The organism is Streptomyces fumanus, assembly GCF_014655295.1.
GTDB lineage: Bacteria > Actinomycetota > Actinomycetes > Streptomycetales > Streptomycetaceae > Streptomyces > Streptomyces fumanus.
Genome location: NZ_BNBI01000016.1, coordinates 11,251 through 26,606, shown reverse-complemented (window position 1 = coordinate 26,606; position 15,356 = coordinate 11,251). Strand labels below are relative to the sequence as shown.

Sequence of the window (15,356 nt, the reverse complement as noted above, 5' to 3'; positions counted from 1 at the left end):
GTGTCTATCGATCCCCACGAGGAGAACGGCACCCCTTCCTATGGCTCCGGTCACGTCCCTCAGCGACTCCGTCCAGCAGCAGCTCGCGTCCGCCCTCGCCGCCGTGCGGCCCCAGGCCGCCGCGGACCCGCTGCTGCGACGCAGCGACCGGGCGGACTACCAGGCCAACGGCATCCTGGCGCTGGCGAAGAAGGAGAAGGCGAACCCGCGGGAGCTGGCCACCGAGGTGGTCGCGCACATCACGACGGGCGAGCTGATCGCGGACATCGAGGTCTCCGGGCCCGGCTTCCTGAACATCACGGTCGGCGACCGGGCGATCACCGGGAACCTGGCCGCGCGGTACGCGGACGACACCGGCCGGCTCGGCGTGCCGCTCGCCGCGCACCCGGGCACGACGGTCATCGACTACGCCCAGCCCAACGTGGCGAAGGAGATGCACGTCGGCCATCTGCGGTCCGCGGTGATCGGCGACGCGGTCCGGCAGATCCTGGAGTTCACCGGCGAGACGGTCGTGCGGCGGCACCACATCGGCGACTGGGGCACCCAGTTCGGCATGCTCATCCAGTACCTGGACGAGCACCCGCACGAGCTGGACCACGGGGCCGGGGAGGTCTCCGGCGAGGAGGCGATGTCCAATCTGGACCGGCTCTACAAGGCCGCGCGCAGGCTGTTCGACTCCGACGAGGAGTTCAAGACGCGGGCCCGGCGCCGGGTGGTCGACCTCCAGGCCGGGGATGCGCACACGCTGGCCATGTGGCAGAAGTTCGTCGACGAGTCGAAGATCTACTTTTTCTCCGTCTTCGAGAAGCTGGACATGGACATCCGGGACGCGGACATCGTCGGCGAGTCCGGGTACAACGACATGCTGGCGGAGACCTGCCGCCTGCTGGAGGAGTCCGGGGTCGCGGTCCGCTCCGAGGGCGCCCTGTGCGTCTTCTTCGACGACATCAAGGGCCCGGACGGCAAGCCGGTCCCGCTGATCGTGCAGAAGTCGGACGGCGGTTACGGCTACGCGGCCACCGACCTGTCGGCGATCCGCAACCGGGTCTTCGACCTGAAGGCGGACACGCTGCTGTACGTGGTCGACGCCCGTCAGTCGCTGCACTTCAAGATGGTCTTCGAGACCGCGCGCCGGGCGGGCTGGCTCAACGACGAGGTGACGGCGCTGCAGTTGGCGTTCGGCACGGTCCTCGGCAAGGACGGCAAGCCGTTCAAGACCCGTGCGGGCGAGACGGTCCGGCTGGTCGACCTGCTCGACGAGGCCATCGACCGGGCCTCGGCGGTGGTACGGGAGAAGGCGCAGGACCTGTCCGAGGCGGAGATCGCCGAGCGGGGCGCCCAGGTGGGCATCGGCGCGGTGAAGTACGCGGACCTGTCGACGTCGGCGAACCGGGACTACAAGTTCGACCTGGACCAGATGGTCTCGCTCAACGGCGACACCTCCGTCTACCTCCAGTACGCGTACGCCCGGATCCGGTCCATCCTGCGCAAGGCGGGCGAGGTGCGGCCGGCGGCCCACCCGGAGCTGGCGCTGCACCCCGCCGAGCGGGCCCTGGGGCTGCACCTGGACGCGTTCGGGGAGACGGTCGCGGAGGCGGCGGCGGAGTACGCCCCGCACAAGCTGACCGCGTACCTGTACCAGGTCGCCTCGCTGTACACGTCCTTCTACGACAAGTGCCCGGTGCTGAAGGCCGAGTCGCCCGAGCAGGTGGAGAACCGCCTGTTCCTGTGCGACATCACGGCCCGCACCCTGCACCGGGGCATGGCCCTGCTGGGCATCAGGACGCCCGAGCGGCTCTGAGCGGCACCAGGCCCGCCGGGACGTCGAGGCCGAACTCCTCCTCGACGACCCGGCGGGCCTCGTCGTCCCCGGTCAGCTTCCGCTCAGTGACGGTGCCGTCGTCGCGGGTCTCCACGATCCGGTCGCCGTCGAGCGACAGATGCCCGCCCGGGACGAGCCGCTGGAGGTAGGGGCGGCGGTTGAACGGGGAGCGCGGGTCGGTCGCCACGTGCCAGTTGAAGACCTCGTAGTCGGACGCGGTGAACGGCTCCAGCGTGAAGGCGTACTGCCCCTGCCAGCCGCCGTCGAGGTGCGCCTGGAGCAGCCAGGTCTCCAGCGGGCCCGGGTGCGGCGGGCGGACCAGCCGGTGCCGGCGCCCCGCGTCGTGGAACTCGGTGTCCGCCCGCAGCGGCACCGCCTCCAGCAGCGACCCGATCGACCCGAAGCCGACGTCGGCGAGGTAGGGCTCCGCCGTGCCGGGCACCTCGACCAGCAGCGCCGAGTGGGTGCGGGGCCGGTCCTCGATCCGTTCGGCGCCCACCACGACCCGGGCGGCCAGCAGGGTCACCCCGTAGCCCAGCTCGCGCAGGACGCGGGCGAACAGGGTGTTGTGCTCGTAGCAGTAGCCGCCGCGCCGCCCGCGCACCAGTTTGGCCGTCAGGTCCGCCAGGCGCAGGGAGGGCGCACGGCCGGCCAGCGCGTCCAGGTTCTCGAACGGGATCGCCCTCAGGTGGGCGAGGTGCAGGCCCCGCAGGGTGTCCGCGTCGGCCCGCCGGGGCCCCCGCCAGCCGATCCGTTCGCAGTATCCGTCGAGGTCGAAGGGGGTTTCCCGCGTACTGTCAGCCATGACCCCACGGTACGGAACGGGCGCCCCGCCCGGCCGCCCCCCACGGCCGGAACCGGGCCCGTCCTTTGGTCCTACGTCAGGTCCTACGTCAGGTCCTACGACCGCAGCGCCGCGCCCAGCCGGCGCAGTCCCTCGGCGATCTCCCCGGGCGTCTGCGTCACGAAGCAGAGCCGCAGGGTGGCGCGGTCGGGTTCCCCGGCGTAGAAGGGCACCCCGGGCACGTAGGCCACGTCGTGCCGGACCACCCCGGGCAGCAGCGCGGCCGTGTCGTACCCCTCCGGCAGCTTGGCCCACAGGAACATGCCGCCCTCCGGACGGTTCCACACCGACCCCTCGGGCAGCGCGTCCGCCAGCCCCGCGAGCATGGCGTCCCGGCGCTGCCCGTAGGCCGCCGCGACCCGGCGGACGTGGGCGTCCAGGTCCCGGTCGGCCAGGTACCGGGCGGCGGCGAGCTGGTTGACGGTCGGGGTGTGCAGGTCGGCGGCCTGCTTGGCGACCGCGCAGGCCCGCCGCAGGTGCTCGGGGGCGCGCAGCCAGCCCAGCCGCAGGCCGGGTGCCATCACCTTGGAGAAGGAGCCGAGCAGCACGGTCCGGTCCCGGGCGGCCTCGTGGGCGGCGATCCACGGCACCCGCTCGCCCTCGAAGCGCAGCTCCCCGTACGGGTCGTCCTCGATGATCCACAGCCCGCGCCGGGCGGCGACCTCGGCGACGGCGGCGCGGCGCTCGGCGGGCATGGTGCGGCCGGTGGGGTTCTGGAAGGTGGGGACGGTGTAGAGCAGCTTCGGGCGCTCCCGCACGACCAGGTCCTCCAGCGCCTCGGGGTCGGGCCCGTGGGCGTCGCCGGGCACGGGGAGCACACGGGCGCCGGCGAAGCCGAAGACCTGGAGGGCGGCGAGGTAACAGGGGTCCTCGACGAGGACGGTGTCGCCGGGTTCGAGGAGGGCGGTGGCGAGCAGGGACAGGGCCTGCTGGGAGCCGGTGGTGACGAGGAGGTCGTCGGGCGCGGTGGGCAGGCCCCGGGCGGTGGTGCGGTCGGCGAGCGCGGCGCGCAGGGCGGGTTCGCCCTCGGTGGTGGAGTACTGCAGGGCCCGTCCCGGTGCCGTGGTGAGGACCGCCTGGTAGGCGGCGGCGACCCCGTCGGCGTCGAAGAGTTCGGGCGCGGGCAGCCCGCCCGCGAAGTTGATCACCTCGGGACGGGCGGTGACGGCGAGGATGTCCCGCACCGGCGACCCGCCGATCGACCGGGCCCGCGCGGCCAGCGCCGGCAGCGGGGCACCGGTGGCCGGGGCGGGGACGGGGGCGGGCTCGGTGACGGTCATGACGGGTCCCTTCGGCTGCGATCACGGCTGGTCCCGCAGCCTAGGCATATACGTGCCGTCTACAGGCACGTTTCCGTGATGCGGACGCCCCGGCACCGGATCAGCCCTTGGCGGCGACTCCCGCGTAGACGTTGATGTCGGCGTCCGTCACGTCGTTGATGTCCTGGTACCGCACCTTCTCGATGTCGTCGAGGCCCGCGAGCACCGACTCGTCCGGCCGCTCGGCCACGGGCGCGGCGTGGTCGGGCCGCCAGTGGTGCACCGGCACTATCCCGGGCTCGGCGAGCTCCAGCCCGTTCTCCGTGAAGAACCGCGTCACCTCCGCCCGGGTCCGCAGCACGAAGGTGAACCCCCGCTCGGTGTACGTCCGCTGCACCGCGCGGATGTTCTCCGGGTTGAGGTCCTCGGTGAGGTGGCTGAGCACCACCCGGCTGCCGGCGGGCAGCGCCTCGACCAGTTCCCGCACGATCGGGTACGCCTCGGCGTCCTCGACGAAGTGCAGTACGGCGACGAGGCAGAGCGCGATCGGCCGGTCGAAGTCGAGGACCTTCGCGGCCTGTTCGAGGATGGTCCCCGGGTCGCGCAGGTCGGCGTCGATGTAGTCGGTGCGCCCCTCGGGCCCGCTGGTCAGCAGCGCGCGGGCGTGCGCGAGGACGACGGGGTCGTTGTCGACGTACACCACCCGGGACTCGGGGGCGATGCGCTGGGCGATCTGGTGGACGTTCTCGGCGGTGGGCAGTCCGGTGCCGATGTCCAGGTACTGCCGGATGCCGTCCTCGCCGGACAGCGCGGTGACGGCGCGGCGCAGGAAGTCCCGGTTGTGCCGTACGTCGAGGTAGCCGCGCGGGTTGGCGGCGAGCCCCGCGGCGGCCGCGTTCCGGTCGGCCGGGTAGTGGTCCTTGCCGCCGAGGAAGACGTCGTAGACCCGGGCCGGGTGCGCCTTGGTGCTGTCGATCCTCCTCCGCAGCTCCGCGGGGTCCTGGCTGAGCGCGTCACCGGTCATGGGTGTCTCCATGGGGAAATGAGGGGCGGACGGACGGCGTTCGCACGCTCGATCACCTTACGTGGCACGGCCGTTGGCCCGCCCGCCGCCCGTGCTCAATTGCCGTCGAAGTGGTCCCACTTGGTGCCGCCCAGCATCCACCCGTAGTAGTCCTTGCCCGCCGCGCTGGTCCGGAACGGCTTGCCGTGGTCGTCGATCCGGACGGTGCCCGTGCGGGAGCCGCTGGACCAGTCCAGCTCCAGGTACCAGCGCACGTCGTGCCCGCTGGTGTGCGCGGTGACGTAGAAGACCTCGGGGTCGGACTCGCTCACCTTGTACGGGAAGTCCCGCTGCCCGTTGATCGGCGTCGCCAGGGGGTTGCCCAGGTCGAGGGAGACGTCGAAGGACTTGGGGCCGATGCCGCCGCCGCAGCCGACGCCCATCGTGTACCGGTTCCAGTCCAGCGGCGCCCCGCTGCCCACGACCCGGACGTGCAGGCCCCGCAGGACGACGGTCTGCGTGCCGGTGCCCTGCACGGTGAGCGCGACCTGCTGCCGGTCGGCGGCGACGGCCCCGAGCGAGGCGGCGTAGCCGACCACGTCCTGCTGCGGGGGCGGCTTCGGTACGTTCTGCGGGCTGCGGTCGATCAGGAAGTCCTGCTCGCAGGGTACGTCCCAGTAGTACGGGCTGGTCTGCACGGTGATCGGCGTGCCCGTCTCCTCGGGCACGCCGGCCCGGCCCGCCGGGGCGGCCGCCTCGGCGGTGGCGTTCGGTTTCCCGGCCCCGGTCGGCGACGCGGAGGCGCGGCCACTCGCCTTGGCGCTGGCGCTGGCGCTGGGCGAGCCCGAGCGGGCGCTGGCGGACGGCGAGGCCGAGTCCGAGGCGGACGCGGACACGCGGGGGGACGCGGTGGCCCCGGCGACCGCGCCGGCCGGTTCCTTGCCGCCGTCCCCGCCGTCCGGCAGCAGCGTCACGACGAGCGCGAGGGCGGCGGCGACCCCGAGACCGGCCCCGCCGTACAGAGCGGCCCGCCGCCGCGGCCGTCCGCCCTCGCCGCCGCGCGGGGGACCACCGACGACGGTGACGGCACCGTCCGCGTCCGACGACTCGTCACCGGGCCCGCGGTCCTCGGCGTCATTGGACGCGGCGTCGGCGTCGGCGACGGGCTCGGGCGTTGCCTGGGGCGTTACTTGAGTCACTGCTTGGGGCGTCACTCGGGTCGCCGCCTCCCCCGTACCGGCGGGCTCCGGCTTCACCCCCCGCAACGCGTCCGCGCGAATCCAGCGGCGGTGGAGTTCGAGCAGCTCCTCCGGGGTCGCCCGGCAGAGCCGCGCCAGTCTCTCCACGGGCGCGAACTCCGCCGGGACGACCTCCCCCTTCACATACCGGTGGAGCGTCGACGCGCTCATGTGCAACCGCTTGCCCAACACCCCGTAGCTGAGGCCGGACCGCTCCTTCAGCTCCCGCAGCAGTCCAGCGAAGTCGTCCTCCGCCACTGTCCCTCCCACTCCCCGTATCCCCGTTTCCTCGTCCCCGTGGGCCGTCCCAGAAGGGAGACGTTCCCGCAGGTCAGTGCGTTCCCGGCATCCCAGTGTCCCGCAAGCTCCGGCACCGCTGGCGACCGGGACGACGGCGGCCCCAGGCTGTGACCAGTCAAGCAGCCGCTCCCGGCGAACGGTCGAGCGGCCCGTACCAACCACGTAAGAATCGCCACGTACTCCAAGGGGGACCCATGTCCGCACGCACCACCCGCATCCGCCTGTTCGCCGCTTCCACGGTGGCGCTGGCCGCGCTCTCTCTGACGGCCTGCCAGAACGGTACGGACCAGGGTTCCTCCGCCCCGACCGCCACCACCGAGGTCTCCGCCTCCCCCGAGACGAAGCCCGGCACGGACAAGGCCACCGGCGAGCAGAACGAGAACACGTCAGCGAACACGAACAACACCGGCAACACGAAGACGAACGACAGCGCACAGACGAACGAAGACGCAACGACGAACGACAACCCGAAGTCGAACAACGCCACCACCGCCCGTACCGGCACGGACACCGCCGCGGCGAAGCCCGGCAAGTGCTCCGCGGCCGATGTGAAGATCACCGCCTCGGAGGTCTCCCGCCCGCTCAACCACCTGCTGCTGACCGCCACCAACACCGGCTCGACGACCTGCTACCTGCCGGCGTACCCGGTGGCCCGGTTCGACCAGGCGCAGGCCGTGCCGCCGGTCGTGGCGGCCTCCCAGCCGCAGGCGGTGACCACGCTGGCCCCCGGCAAGTCCGGTTACGCGGGCGTGCTGACCTCCGCCGCCGACGGCAGCGGTAGCAACGGCTACACAGCGAAGACCCTGACGGTCCCCTTCGACAACGGCTCCATCGCCACGGTCACCCTGCCCGCCGACGGCGTCTACGTCGACAGCACCCTCAAGGTCACCTACTGGCTGACCTCGATGGGCGAGGCCCTCAGCCACTGAAGGGCACGGACGACGCCCTGCCTGGCCCGCCCGCCCGGGCGGACCAGGGCACGGGAGGTCAGCGCAGCGTGCGGGCGACCTCGGTCGCCCAGTACGTCAGGATGTTGCGGGCGCCCGCGCGCTTGATGCCGGTGAGCGTCTCCAGGATCGCCCGGTCGCGGTCGATCCAGCCCTTCTCGGCCGCGGCCTCGATCATCGAGTACTCCCCGGAGATCTGGTACGCGGCCACCGGCACGTCCACCGCGTCCGCGACCCTGGCGAGGATGTCGAGGTAGGGCCCGGCCGGCTTGACCATGACCATGTCGGCGCCCTCCTCCAGGTCCAGCGCCACCTCCCGCAGCGCCTCCCGCGCGTTGGCGGCGTCCTGCTGGTAGGTCTTGCGGTCGCCCTGGAGCGAGGAGCCGACGGCCTCCCGGAAGGGCCCGTAGAAGGCGGAGGCGTACTTCGCGGTGTACGCCAGGATCGCGACGTCCTCCCGCCCGATCTGGTCGAGCGCGTCCCGGACGACGCCGATCTGCCCGTCCATCATGCCGCTCGGCCCGACCACGTGCGCCCCGGCGTCGGCCTGCACCTGCGCCATCTCGGCGTACCGCTCCAGGGTGGCGTCGTTGTCGACCCGCCCCTGGGCGTCCAGCACCCCGCAGTGCCCGTGATCGGTGAACTCGTCGAGACACAGGTCGGACATGACGAGCAGCTCGTCCCCGACCTCGGCCCGCACATCGCGCAGGGCGACCTGGAGAATCCCCTCGGGATCGGTCCCGGCCGTGCCGAGGGCGTCCTTCTTCTCCTCCTCCGGCACACCGAACAGCATGATCCCGGAGATCCCGGCCGCGACCGCCTCGGCGGCCGCCTTCTTCAGCGTGTCCCGCGTGTGCTGCACCACGCCGGGCATCGCCGCGATCGGCACCGGCTCGCTCACACCCTCGCGCACGAACGCGGGGAGGATGAGGTCGGCGGGGTGCAACCGGGTCTCGGCGACCATCCGACGCATGACGGGCGTGCTCCGCAGCCGCCGGGGCCGGGCACCGGGAAAGCTTCCGTACGTCGACATACCACCTACGCTACGCCCGCCCCGCCCGTGCGTTTGCCGACGCCAAGTCGGACTTCTACTCACCAAGCGTGTCCGTACATGCGTAGCCTGTGACGTACCGCTGACGGGAGGGCGAGGAGTATGAGCGAGTGGGACGCATCCCCGGACGACGACGAGGCCGGGGCGGTGATCAAGACGGTCGCCCGGCAGTTACGCCTGTGGCGCGAGGCGGCGGGCCTGTCCCGCCCCGACTTCGGCGCGGCCATCGGCTACGGCGACGAACTCATCGCCTCCGTCGAACGCGGCCGCCGCATCCCCCGCCCCGAGTACCTGGACCGCGCGGACGAAGTCCTGGGCGCCCACGGCAAGATCGCCGCACTGAAGGAGGACGTGGCGGAGGTCCGGTACCCGAAGAAGGTACGCAACCTCAAGAAACTGGAGGCGGACGCGACCGAGCTGTGCGCCTACAACAACTCCGTCATCCAGGGGCTGTTGCAGACGGAGGAGTACGCACGAGGCGTCTTCAGCGCACGCCGCCCGCCGTTCCCGGCGGAGGAGCTGGACCGGCGGCTGGCGGCCCGCGTGGCCCGTCAGACGATCATCGATGGGTCGGCGGCCCGTCCTGTCTTCAGCTTCGTGCAGTGCGAGTCCACCCTCCGCCGCAGCATCGGGGGAAAGGCGGTGCTTCGCCGACAGCTCGAACATCTGCTGGAGATCTCCGCGTTGCGCAATGTCGACCTCCAAGTCCTGCCTCTGGACCGCGACGAGAACTCGGGCCTCGCCGGATCGTTCAGATTGCTCCGGCTCCAGGGCGGCACCACGGTCGGGCACGTCGAGGTGCAGCACATCAGCCGGGTGATCGCCGATCCGAAAGAGGTCCAACTCCTCGACATGCGCTATGGAATCATCCGGGCACAGGCTCTCAGCCCCGGGGAGTCGACAGCCCTCATCGAGAAAGTGCTTGGAGAGACATGACCCTGGAGTGGATAAAAAGCAGCTACAGCACGGACGAGGGCCCCGACTGCGTCGAGGTCGCCACGCCCGCCCGGGACCGCATATGGGTACGTGACTCGAAGGAGCCGCACCAGGGCCACTTGGCCGTCAGTTCCACCGCCTGGACGCGCTTCCTGCCGTACGCCGGAACCACACTCGGAGAGACATGAACCCGCGGTGGATGAAGAGCAGCTACAGCACGCCCGACGGCCCCGACTGCGTCGAGGTCGCCACCCCCGGCCCGGACCGTGTATGGGTACGTGACTCCAAGGACCCGCAGCGGGGTCACCTCGCCGTCGGTTCCGCCGCCTGGACGCGCTTCCTGCCGTACACAGGGACCACACGGCCAGAGAACGGCTGAGACGAGGCACCCGAGAGGGACGCCTCGAAGGCATTCGGAGAGACATGACCCTGGAGTGGACAAGAAGCAGCTACAGCACACCCAGCGGCCCCGACTGCGTCGAGGTCGCCACCCCCGGCCCGGACCGTGTATGGGTACGTGACTCCAAGGACCCGCAGCGGGGTCACCTCGCCGTCGGTTCCGCCGCCTGGACACGCTTCCTGCCGTACGCCGGAACCACACCCCCCGGCAACGGGTGAAGACGAGGCGCCCGGTGAGGGCGCCTCGTCTGGGTCACGTCGTCGTGGAGCGGCGGCGGCGGGCGCCGGGACGGCGTTCGCTCGGTCGCGTCACCGGGTCGCCCGACTCGATGGCCGCCGCGCGGCGGCGCGCGCCGAAGTCGGCGAGGGCCTCCGCCAGCTTCATGACCGACGGCTCGGGGGCCATGACGTCGACCCGCAGCCCGTGTTCCTCGGCGGTCTTGGCCGTGGCGGGGCCGATGCAGGCGATCACCGTGACGTTGTGCGGCTTGCCCGCGATGCCGACCAGGTTCCGCACCGTGGACGACGAGGTGAACAGCACCGCGTCGAAGCCGCCGCCCTTGATCGCCTCGCGGGTCTCGGCCGGCGGCGGCGAGGCCCGTACCGTCCGGTAGGCGGTGACGTCGTCGACCTCCCAGCCCAGCTCGATCAGCCCGGCGACGAGGGTCTCCGTGGCGATGTCGGCGCGGGGCAGGAAGACGCGGTCGATCGGGTCGAAGACCGGGTCGTAGGGCGGCCAGTCCTCCAGCAGACCGGCGGCGGACTGCTCGCCGCTGGGCACCAGGTCGGGCTTGACGCCGAAGGCGATGAGCGCCTTGGCGGTCTGCTCGCCGACCGCCGCGACCTTGATCCCGGCGAAGGCGCGGGCGTCGAGCCCGTACTCCTCGAACTTCTCGCGGACCGCCCGGACCGCGTTGACCGAGGTGAAGGCGATCCACTCGTAGCGGCCGGTGACCAGGCCCTTGACGGCGCGCTCCATCTGCTGGGGCGTGCGCGGCGGCTCGACGGCGATGGTCGGCACCTCGTGCGGGACGGCGCCGTAGGACCGCAGTTGGTCGGAGAGCGAGGCCGCCTGCTCCTTGGTGCGCGGCACGAGCACCTTCCAGCCGAACAGCGGCTTGGACTCGAACCACGACAACTGGTCGCGCCGGGCGGGGGCGGAACGCTCACCGACCACGGCTATCACCGGTCGGCCGCCGTCCGGGGACGGCAGCACCTTGGCCTGCTTCAGGGTCTGCGCGATGGTGCCGAGCGTCGCCGACCAGGTGCGCTGCCGGGTCGTCGTCCCGGCGACCGTGACGGTCAGCGGGGTGTCCGGCTTGCGGCCGGCCGACACCAGCTCGCCCGCGGCGGCGGCCACCGAGTCCAGCGTGGCGGAGACCACGACCGTGCCGTCGGAGGCGCCGACCTCGGTCCAGCACCGGTCGGAGGCGGTGCGGGCGTCCACGAACCGCACGTCCGCGCCCTCGGCGTCGCGCAGCGGCACACCGGCGTACGCGGGCACGCCGACGGCGGTCGCGACGCCGGGGACGACCTCGAAGGGCACCCCGGCGGCGGCGCACGCCAGCATCTCCTCGGCGGCGTACGCGTCGAGCCCGGGGTCCCCGGACACCGCACGCACCACCCGCCTGCCGCCCCGCGCGGCCTCCATGACAAGATGTGCGGCATCCCGCACAGCGGGGACGCCGACGGTTGCTGACGCGCCGTCAACGACCGTCAGTTGGGGCGTGCCTGTGGCCGGCAGCGGATTCCCGGCGGGGTCCGCGTCCGTGTGCACCTCGGCGACGCCCTGCCGGGCGTGCGTCCGTACGACGTCGAGCACCTCGTGCTCGGCGACGAGGACGTCCGCGTGCGCCAGTGCCTCCACGGCGCGCAGAGTCAGCAGTCCCGGATCTCCGGGTCCGGCACCGAGGAAGGTGACGTGCCCGTGTTCCGGACCGGCGGGAAGGGCGGTGGGGCTCAATGTTCTCGCTCCCCCATCAGACCGGCCGCGCCCTGGGCGAGCATCTCGGTGGCGAGTTCGCGACCGAGTGCCAGTGCCGCCTCGTGCGTCTCGGGCACGGGACCGGTGGTGGACAACTGCACCAGCGTCGAGCCGTCGGTGGTGCCGACGACGCCGCGCAGGCGCATTTCCTTGACAATCTGCCCGTCGGCCAGCAAGTCGGCCAACGCGCCGACGGGCGCGCTGCAACCGGCTTCCAGGGCGGCGAGCAGTGACCGCTCGGCGGTGACGGCGGCCCGCGTGAACGGGTCGTCGAGTTCGCCGAGCGCGGCGATCAGCTCCGCGTCGTGCGCGGGGCATTCGATCGCCAGGGCCCCCTGGCCGGGGGCGGGCAACACCGTGTCGACCGACAGGAAGTCGGTCACCTCGTCGATCCGGCCGATCCGGTTCAGCCCGGCGGCGGCCAGTACGACGGCGTCCAGCTCGCCGCCGCGGACGTATCCGATGCGGGTGTCGACGTTGCCCCGGATCGGGACGGTCTCGATGTCCAGTCCGTGCGTCCGGGCGTACGCGTTCAACTGGGCCATGCGCCGGGGCGCACCGGTACCGATGCGCGCCCCCCGGGGCAGGTCGGTGAACTTCAGCGCGTCCCGGGCGACGATCACGTCGCGCGGGTCCTCGCGCTCGGGTACGGCGGCCAGGACCAGGCCGTCGGGCTGCGCGGTGGGCAGGTCCTTCAGCGAATGAACCGCGAAGTCGACCTCACCCCGCAGCAGCGCCTCGCGCAGCGCGGCCACGAACACGCCCGTGCCGCCGATCTGCGCGAGCTGCTCCCGCGACACATCGCCGTACGTGGTGATCTCGACCAGTTCGACGGGCCGTCCGGTCACCTGGCTCACGGCGTCCGCCACCTGCCCGGACTGGGCCATGGCGAGCTTGCTGCGCCTGGTCCCCAGCCTCAGTGCCTTCTCAGTCATGCCGGCCCTCGGTTCTCTCCGGTGGTGCTGTTCCCGGCCCGGGAGACGGAGGCCACCGTCTCGGGACCGAGGTCGAACAGGGTGCGCAGCGCGTCCGCGTACCCGGCGCCGCCGGGCTCGGCCGCGAGCTGCTTGACCCGCACAGTCGGCGCGTGCAGCAGCTTGTCGACCACGCGCCGGACGGTCTGCGTGATCTCCGCGCGGTGCTTGTCGTCCAGGCCGGGCAGCCGTCCCTCGAGGCGGGCCAGCTCACCGGCGACCACCTCGGCGGCCATGCTGCGCAGGGCGACCACGGTCGGGGTGATGTGCGCGGCCCGCTGGGCGGCCCCGAAGGCGGCGACCTCGTCGGCGACGATCCGCCGGACCTGGTCGACGTCGGCGGCCATGGGGGCGTCGGCGGAGGCTTCGGCGAGCGACTCGATGTCGACCAGCCGTACCCCGGCCAGTTGGTGCACGGCGGCGTCGATGTCGCGCGGCATGGCGAGGTCGAGCAGGAACAGCGCGGGCCGCGGGCGCGGCACCCCGGCGACCGGCTCGGGCCGGCGCAGCTCGGGCACCCGGCCGGTGCGGGCGGCGGTGGCGGCCAGCGCGGCGATCAGCTCGGCGTCGTCCTCGGGGCCGGGGCGTCCGGCCTCGCGGGCGCGGTCCACGGCGGTGCCGCCGGCCACCCAGGCGGCGTGCTGCTCCAGCGCCGCCGCGTCCAGGCCGGCCACGGCGGCCTCGCCCAGGACGGAGAAGCCGGTCGGTACGGCGCTCAGGTCGAGCGGGCAGCCCTCCTCGGCGGCGGGCGCCGGGGACTGCTCGGGAACGGCGGCCGGGCGGGGGGCCTCGGCGAGCGCGACGCGCTCCCCGGTGCGGTCCTCGACGGCGGCGACCACGGTGTCCACGCCCAGGACCAGCCCGGTCGCGCCGGTACAGGAGACGGCGACGTCGGCACGTGTCAGTTCGTCGGCGACGGCGTCCATCGGCACCGCGCGGGCCGTCACCGCGGTGTCGTCGCCCTCGGTGAGGACGCGGGCGAGCCGCTCGGCGCGCTCGAAGGTGCGGTTGGCGACCACGACCTCGGCGACCCCGGACCGCGCCAGCGTGGCGGCGGCCAGCGAGGACATCGACCCGGCGCCGATGACCAGGGCCTTCTTGCCGCGGGCCCAGCTCCGCACGTCACCGCCGGCGGCCAGTTGCTCCAGGCCGAAGGTGACCAGGGACTGTCCGGCGCGGTCGATGCCGGTCTCGGAGTGGGCGCGCTTGCCGACCCGCAGGGCCTGCTGGAAGAGGTCGTTGAGCAGACGGCCGGCGGTGTGCAGTTCCTGTGCCCGGGCCAGGGCGTCCTTGATCTGGCCGAGGATCTGCCCCTCGCCGACGACCATCGAGTCCAGGCCGCAGGCCACCGAGAACAGGTGGTGGACGGCCCGGTCCTCGTAGTGCACGTACAGGTGCGGGGTCAGCTCGTCCAGGCCGACGCCGCTGTGCTGGGCGAGCAGCGTGGACAGCTCGGCGACCCCGGCGTGGAACTTGTCCACGTCGGCGTAGAGCTCGATGCGGTTGCAGGTGGCCAGTACCCCGGCCTCGGCGGCCGGCTCGGCGGCGACGGTGTCCTGGAGCAGCTTGACCTGGGCATCCGCGCTGAGCGAGGCCCGTTCCAGGACGCTGACCGGGGCGCTGCGGTGGCTGAGGCCGACGACGAGGAGACTCATGCCGGCATCACGGCGGGCACGTCCCCGTCGGGTCCCTTGTCGGCGGGCTGCCTGCGGGCGGCGGGCGCCACGGCGGTGTCGGCCGCGGCGGCCTCCTCGCCGGCCTTGCGCTGCTCGTGGAAGGCGAGGATCTGCAGCTCGATGGAGAGGTCGACCTTGCGCACGTCGACGCCGTCCGGGACGTTCAGCACGGTCGGCGCGAAGTTCAGGATGGAGGTGACACCGGCGGCCACGAGCCGGTCGCAGACCTGCTGGGCGGCGCCGGCCGGGGTGGCGATCACGCCGATGGAGACGCCGTTGTCCTGGATGATCCGCTCCAGGTCGTCGGTGTGCTGCACGGGGATGCCGGCCACCGGCTTTCCGGCCATTGCCGGATCGGCGTCTATCAGCGCGGCGACCCGGAAACCCCGCGAGGCGAAGCCGCCGTAGTTGGCCAGCGCGGCCCCGAGGTTGCCGATTCCTACGATCACAACCGGCCAGTCCTGGGTCAGGCCGAGTTCACGGGAGATCTGGTAGACGAGATACTCGACGTCGTAGCCGACGCCCCGGGTCCCGTACGAACCGAGGTAGGAGAAGTCCTTGCGCAGCTTCGCGGAGTTGACTCCCGCCGCTGCCGCCAGTTCCTCGGACGAGACCGTGGGCACCGAGCGCTCCGAGAGCGCGGTGAGGGCTCGGAGGTACAGCGGAAGCCGGGCGACGGTGGCCTCGGGAATCCCTCGGCTGCGGGTCGCCGGTCGGTGTGTTCGGCCAGTTGCCACGGTGCTCCTGCGGGTAGAGCGGGGCTGTAGGCGGTCATACGTCCCTACATGACCGCCCCGTCGAATGCAGGCTATGTCTTTGTGAACGCGTGCACAAAGATGGTGTCCGATTTGCCCGGCCAACGTGACCGGGGTCACGCGCCCCCGGCGCATTCGCCGGGAACCGGCGCGCCCGCACACGCGTTC

The 15,356-nt window shown here is 72.4% G+C and carries 15 protein-coding genes; 6 read left to right on the top strand and 9 right to left on the bottom strand.

Going from position 1 to position 15,356, the window contains the following annotated elements; genetic code table 11:
* The first annotated feature begins 40 nt into the window (after positions 1-40).
* On the top strand, positions 41-1,801 hold the full coding sequence (gene argS / locus IE316_RS29520; RefSeq protein WP_190207601.1) for an arginine--tRNA ligase: 1,761 nt from the start codon (positions 41-43) through the stop codon (positions 1,799-1,801).
* On the opposite strand, the gene IE316_RS29515 is transcribed toward argS, so the two are convergent.
* The 4 genes from IE316_RS29515 to IE316_RS29500 form a co-directional block, all read right to left on the bottom strand.
* Positions 1,779-2,627, bottom strand: coding sequence for an arylamine N-acetyltransferase family protein (locus IE316_RS29515; RefSeq protein ID WP_190207600.1), 849 nt, complete (start codon positions 2,625-2,627; stop codon positions 1,779-1,781). The genes argS and IE316_RS29515 overlap by 23 nt on opposite strands.
* Positions 2,628-2,722: 95 nt before the next feature.
* Complete coding sequence (locus tag IE316_RS29510; protein ID WP_190207599.1) at positions 2,723-3,946, bottom strand: aminotransferase-like domain-containing protein; 1,224 nt, start codon at positions 3,944-3,946, stop codon at positions 2,723-2,725.
* 100 nt (positions 3,947-4,046) lie between these two features.
* Positions 4,047-4,949 carry an SAM-dependent methyltransferase gene (locus IE316_RS29505; RefSeq protein WP_190207598.1) on the bottom strand — a complete coding sequence of 301 codons (903 nt, stop codon included), beginning with the start codon at positions 4,947-4,949 and terminating at the stop codon, positions 4,047-4,049.
* Positions 4,950-5,044: 95 nt separating this feature from the next.
* On the bottom strand, positions 5,045-6,424 hold the full coding sequence (locus tag IE316_RS29500; protein ID WP_190207597.1) for a helix-turn-helix domain-containing protein: 1,380 nt from the start codon (positions 6,422-6,424) through the stop codon (positions 5,045-5,047).
* Between the two features lie 236 nt (positions 6,425-6,660).
* Between IE316_RS29500 and IE316_RS29495 the strand changes: the two genes are divergently transcribed.
* Positions 6,661-7,395 (top strand): DUF4232 domain-containing protein, encoded by a 735-nt coding sequence (locus IE316_RS29495; RefSeq protein WP_190207596.1) that lies wholly within the window; start codon positions 6,661-6,663, stop codon positions 7,393-7,395.
* A gap of 58 nt (positions 7,396-7,453) precedes the next feature.
* On the opposite strand, the gene hemB is transcribed toward IE316_RS29495, so the two are convergent.
* On the bottom strand, positions 7,454-8,446 hold the full coding sequence (gene hemB / locus IE316_RS29490) for a porphobilinogen synthase (RefSeq protein ID WP_190207595.1): 993 nt from the start codon (positions 8,444-8,446) through the stop codon (positions 7,454-7,456).
* Positions 8,447-8,566: 120 nt separating this feature from the next.
* Between hemB and IE316_RS29485 the strand changes: the two genes are divergently transcribed.
* Genes IE316_RS29485 through IE316_RS29470 form a run of 4 tightly spaced genes read left to right on the top strand, consistent with a single transcriptional unit; the run spans position 8,567 to position 10,018 of the window.
* The gene (locus IE316_RS29485; protein WP_190207594.1) at positions 8,567-9,400 is read left to right on the top strand and encodes a helix-turn-helix domain-containing protein; all 834 of its coding nucleotides are present in this window, start codon (positions 8,567-8,569) and stop codon (positions 9,398-9,400) included.
* On the top strand, positions 9,397-9,588 hold the full coding sequence (locus IE316_RS29480; protein ID WP_190207593.1) for a DUF397 domain-containing protein: 192 nt from the start codon (positions 9,397-9,399) through the stop codon (positions 9,586-9,588). The genes IE316_RS29485 and IE316_RS29480 overlap by 4 nt, the downstream gene beginning before the upstream one ends.
* An 11-nt stretch (positions 9,589-9,599) precedes the next feature.
* A complete protein-coding gene (locus tag IE316_RS29475) occupies positions 9,600-9,779 on the top strand; it encodes a DUF397 domain-containing protein (protein ID WP_229910604.1) in 180 nt (59 codons plus the stop codon).
* A 44-nt stretch (positions 9,780-9,823) separates the two neighbouring features.
* Positions 9,824-10,018, top strand: a complete 195-nt coding sequence (locus tag IE316_RS29470) for a DUF397 domain-containing protein (protein ID WP_190207591.1) — start codon at positions 9,824-9,826, stop codon at positions 10,016-10,018.
* 34 nt (positions 10,019-10,052) lie between these two features.
* Here the strand turns inward: IE316_RS29470 and IE316_RS29465 are convergent, their stop codons facing one another.
* From IE316_RS29465 to IE316_RS29450, 4 genes are read right to left on the bottom strand one after another with little or no spacing between them, the layout of a single operon-like run.
* Complete coding sequence (locus IE316_RS29465; protein WP_190207590.1) at positions 10,053-11,762, bottom strand: bifunctional uroporphyrinogen-III C-methyltransferase/uroporphyrinogen-III synthase; 1,710 nt, start codon at positions 11,760-11,762, stop codon at positions 10,053-10,055.
* On the bottom strand, positions 11,759-12,718 hold the full coding sequence (gene hemC / locus IE316_RS29460) for a hydroxymethylbilane synthase (RefSeq protein WP_190207589.1): 960 nt from the start codon (positions 12,716-12,718) through the stop codon (positions 11,759-11,761). The genes IE316_RS29465 and hemC overlap by 4 nt, the downstream gene beginning before the upstream one ends.
* Positions 12,715-14,412: a glutamyl-tRNA reductase gene (locus tag IE316_RS29455; protein ID WP_190207588.1), complete on the bottom strand. Its 1,698-nt coding sequence runs from the start codon at positions 14,410-14,412 to the stop codon at positions 12,715-12,717. Before IE316_RS29455 ends, hemC begins: the two co-directional genes overlap by 4 nt.
* Entirely contained in the window at positions 14,409-15,170 is a 762-nt protein-coding gene (locus IE316_RS29450; RefSeq protein ID WP_190207587.1) for a redox-sensing transcriptional repressor Rex, read from the bottom strand. Before IE316_RS29450 ends, IE316_RS29455 begins: the two co-directional genes overlap by 4 nt.
* Positions 15,171-15,356: the final 186 nt, after the last annotated feature.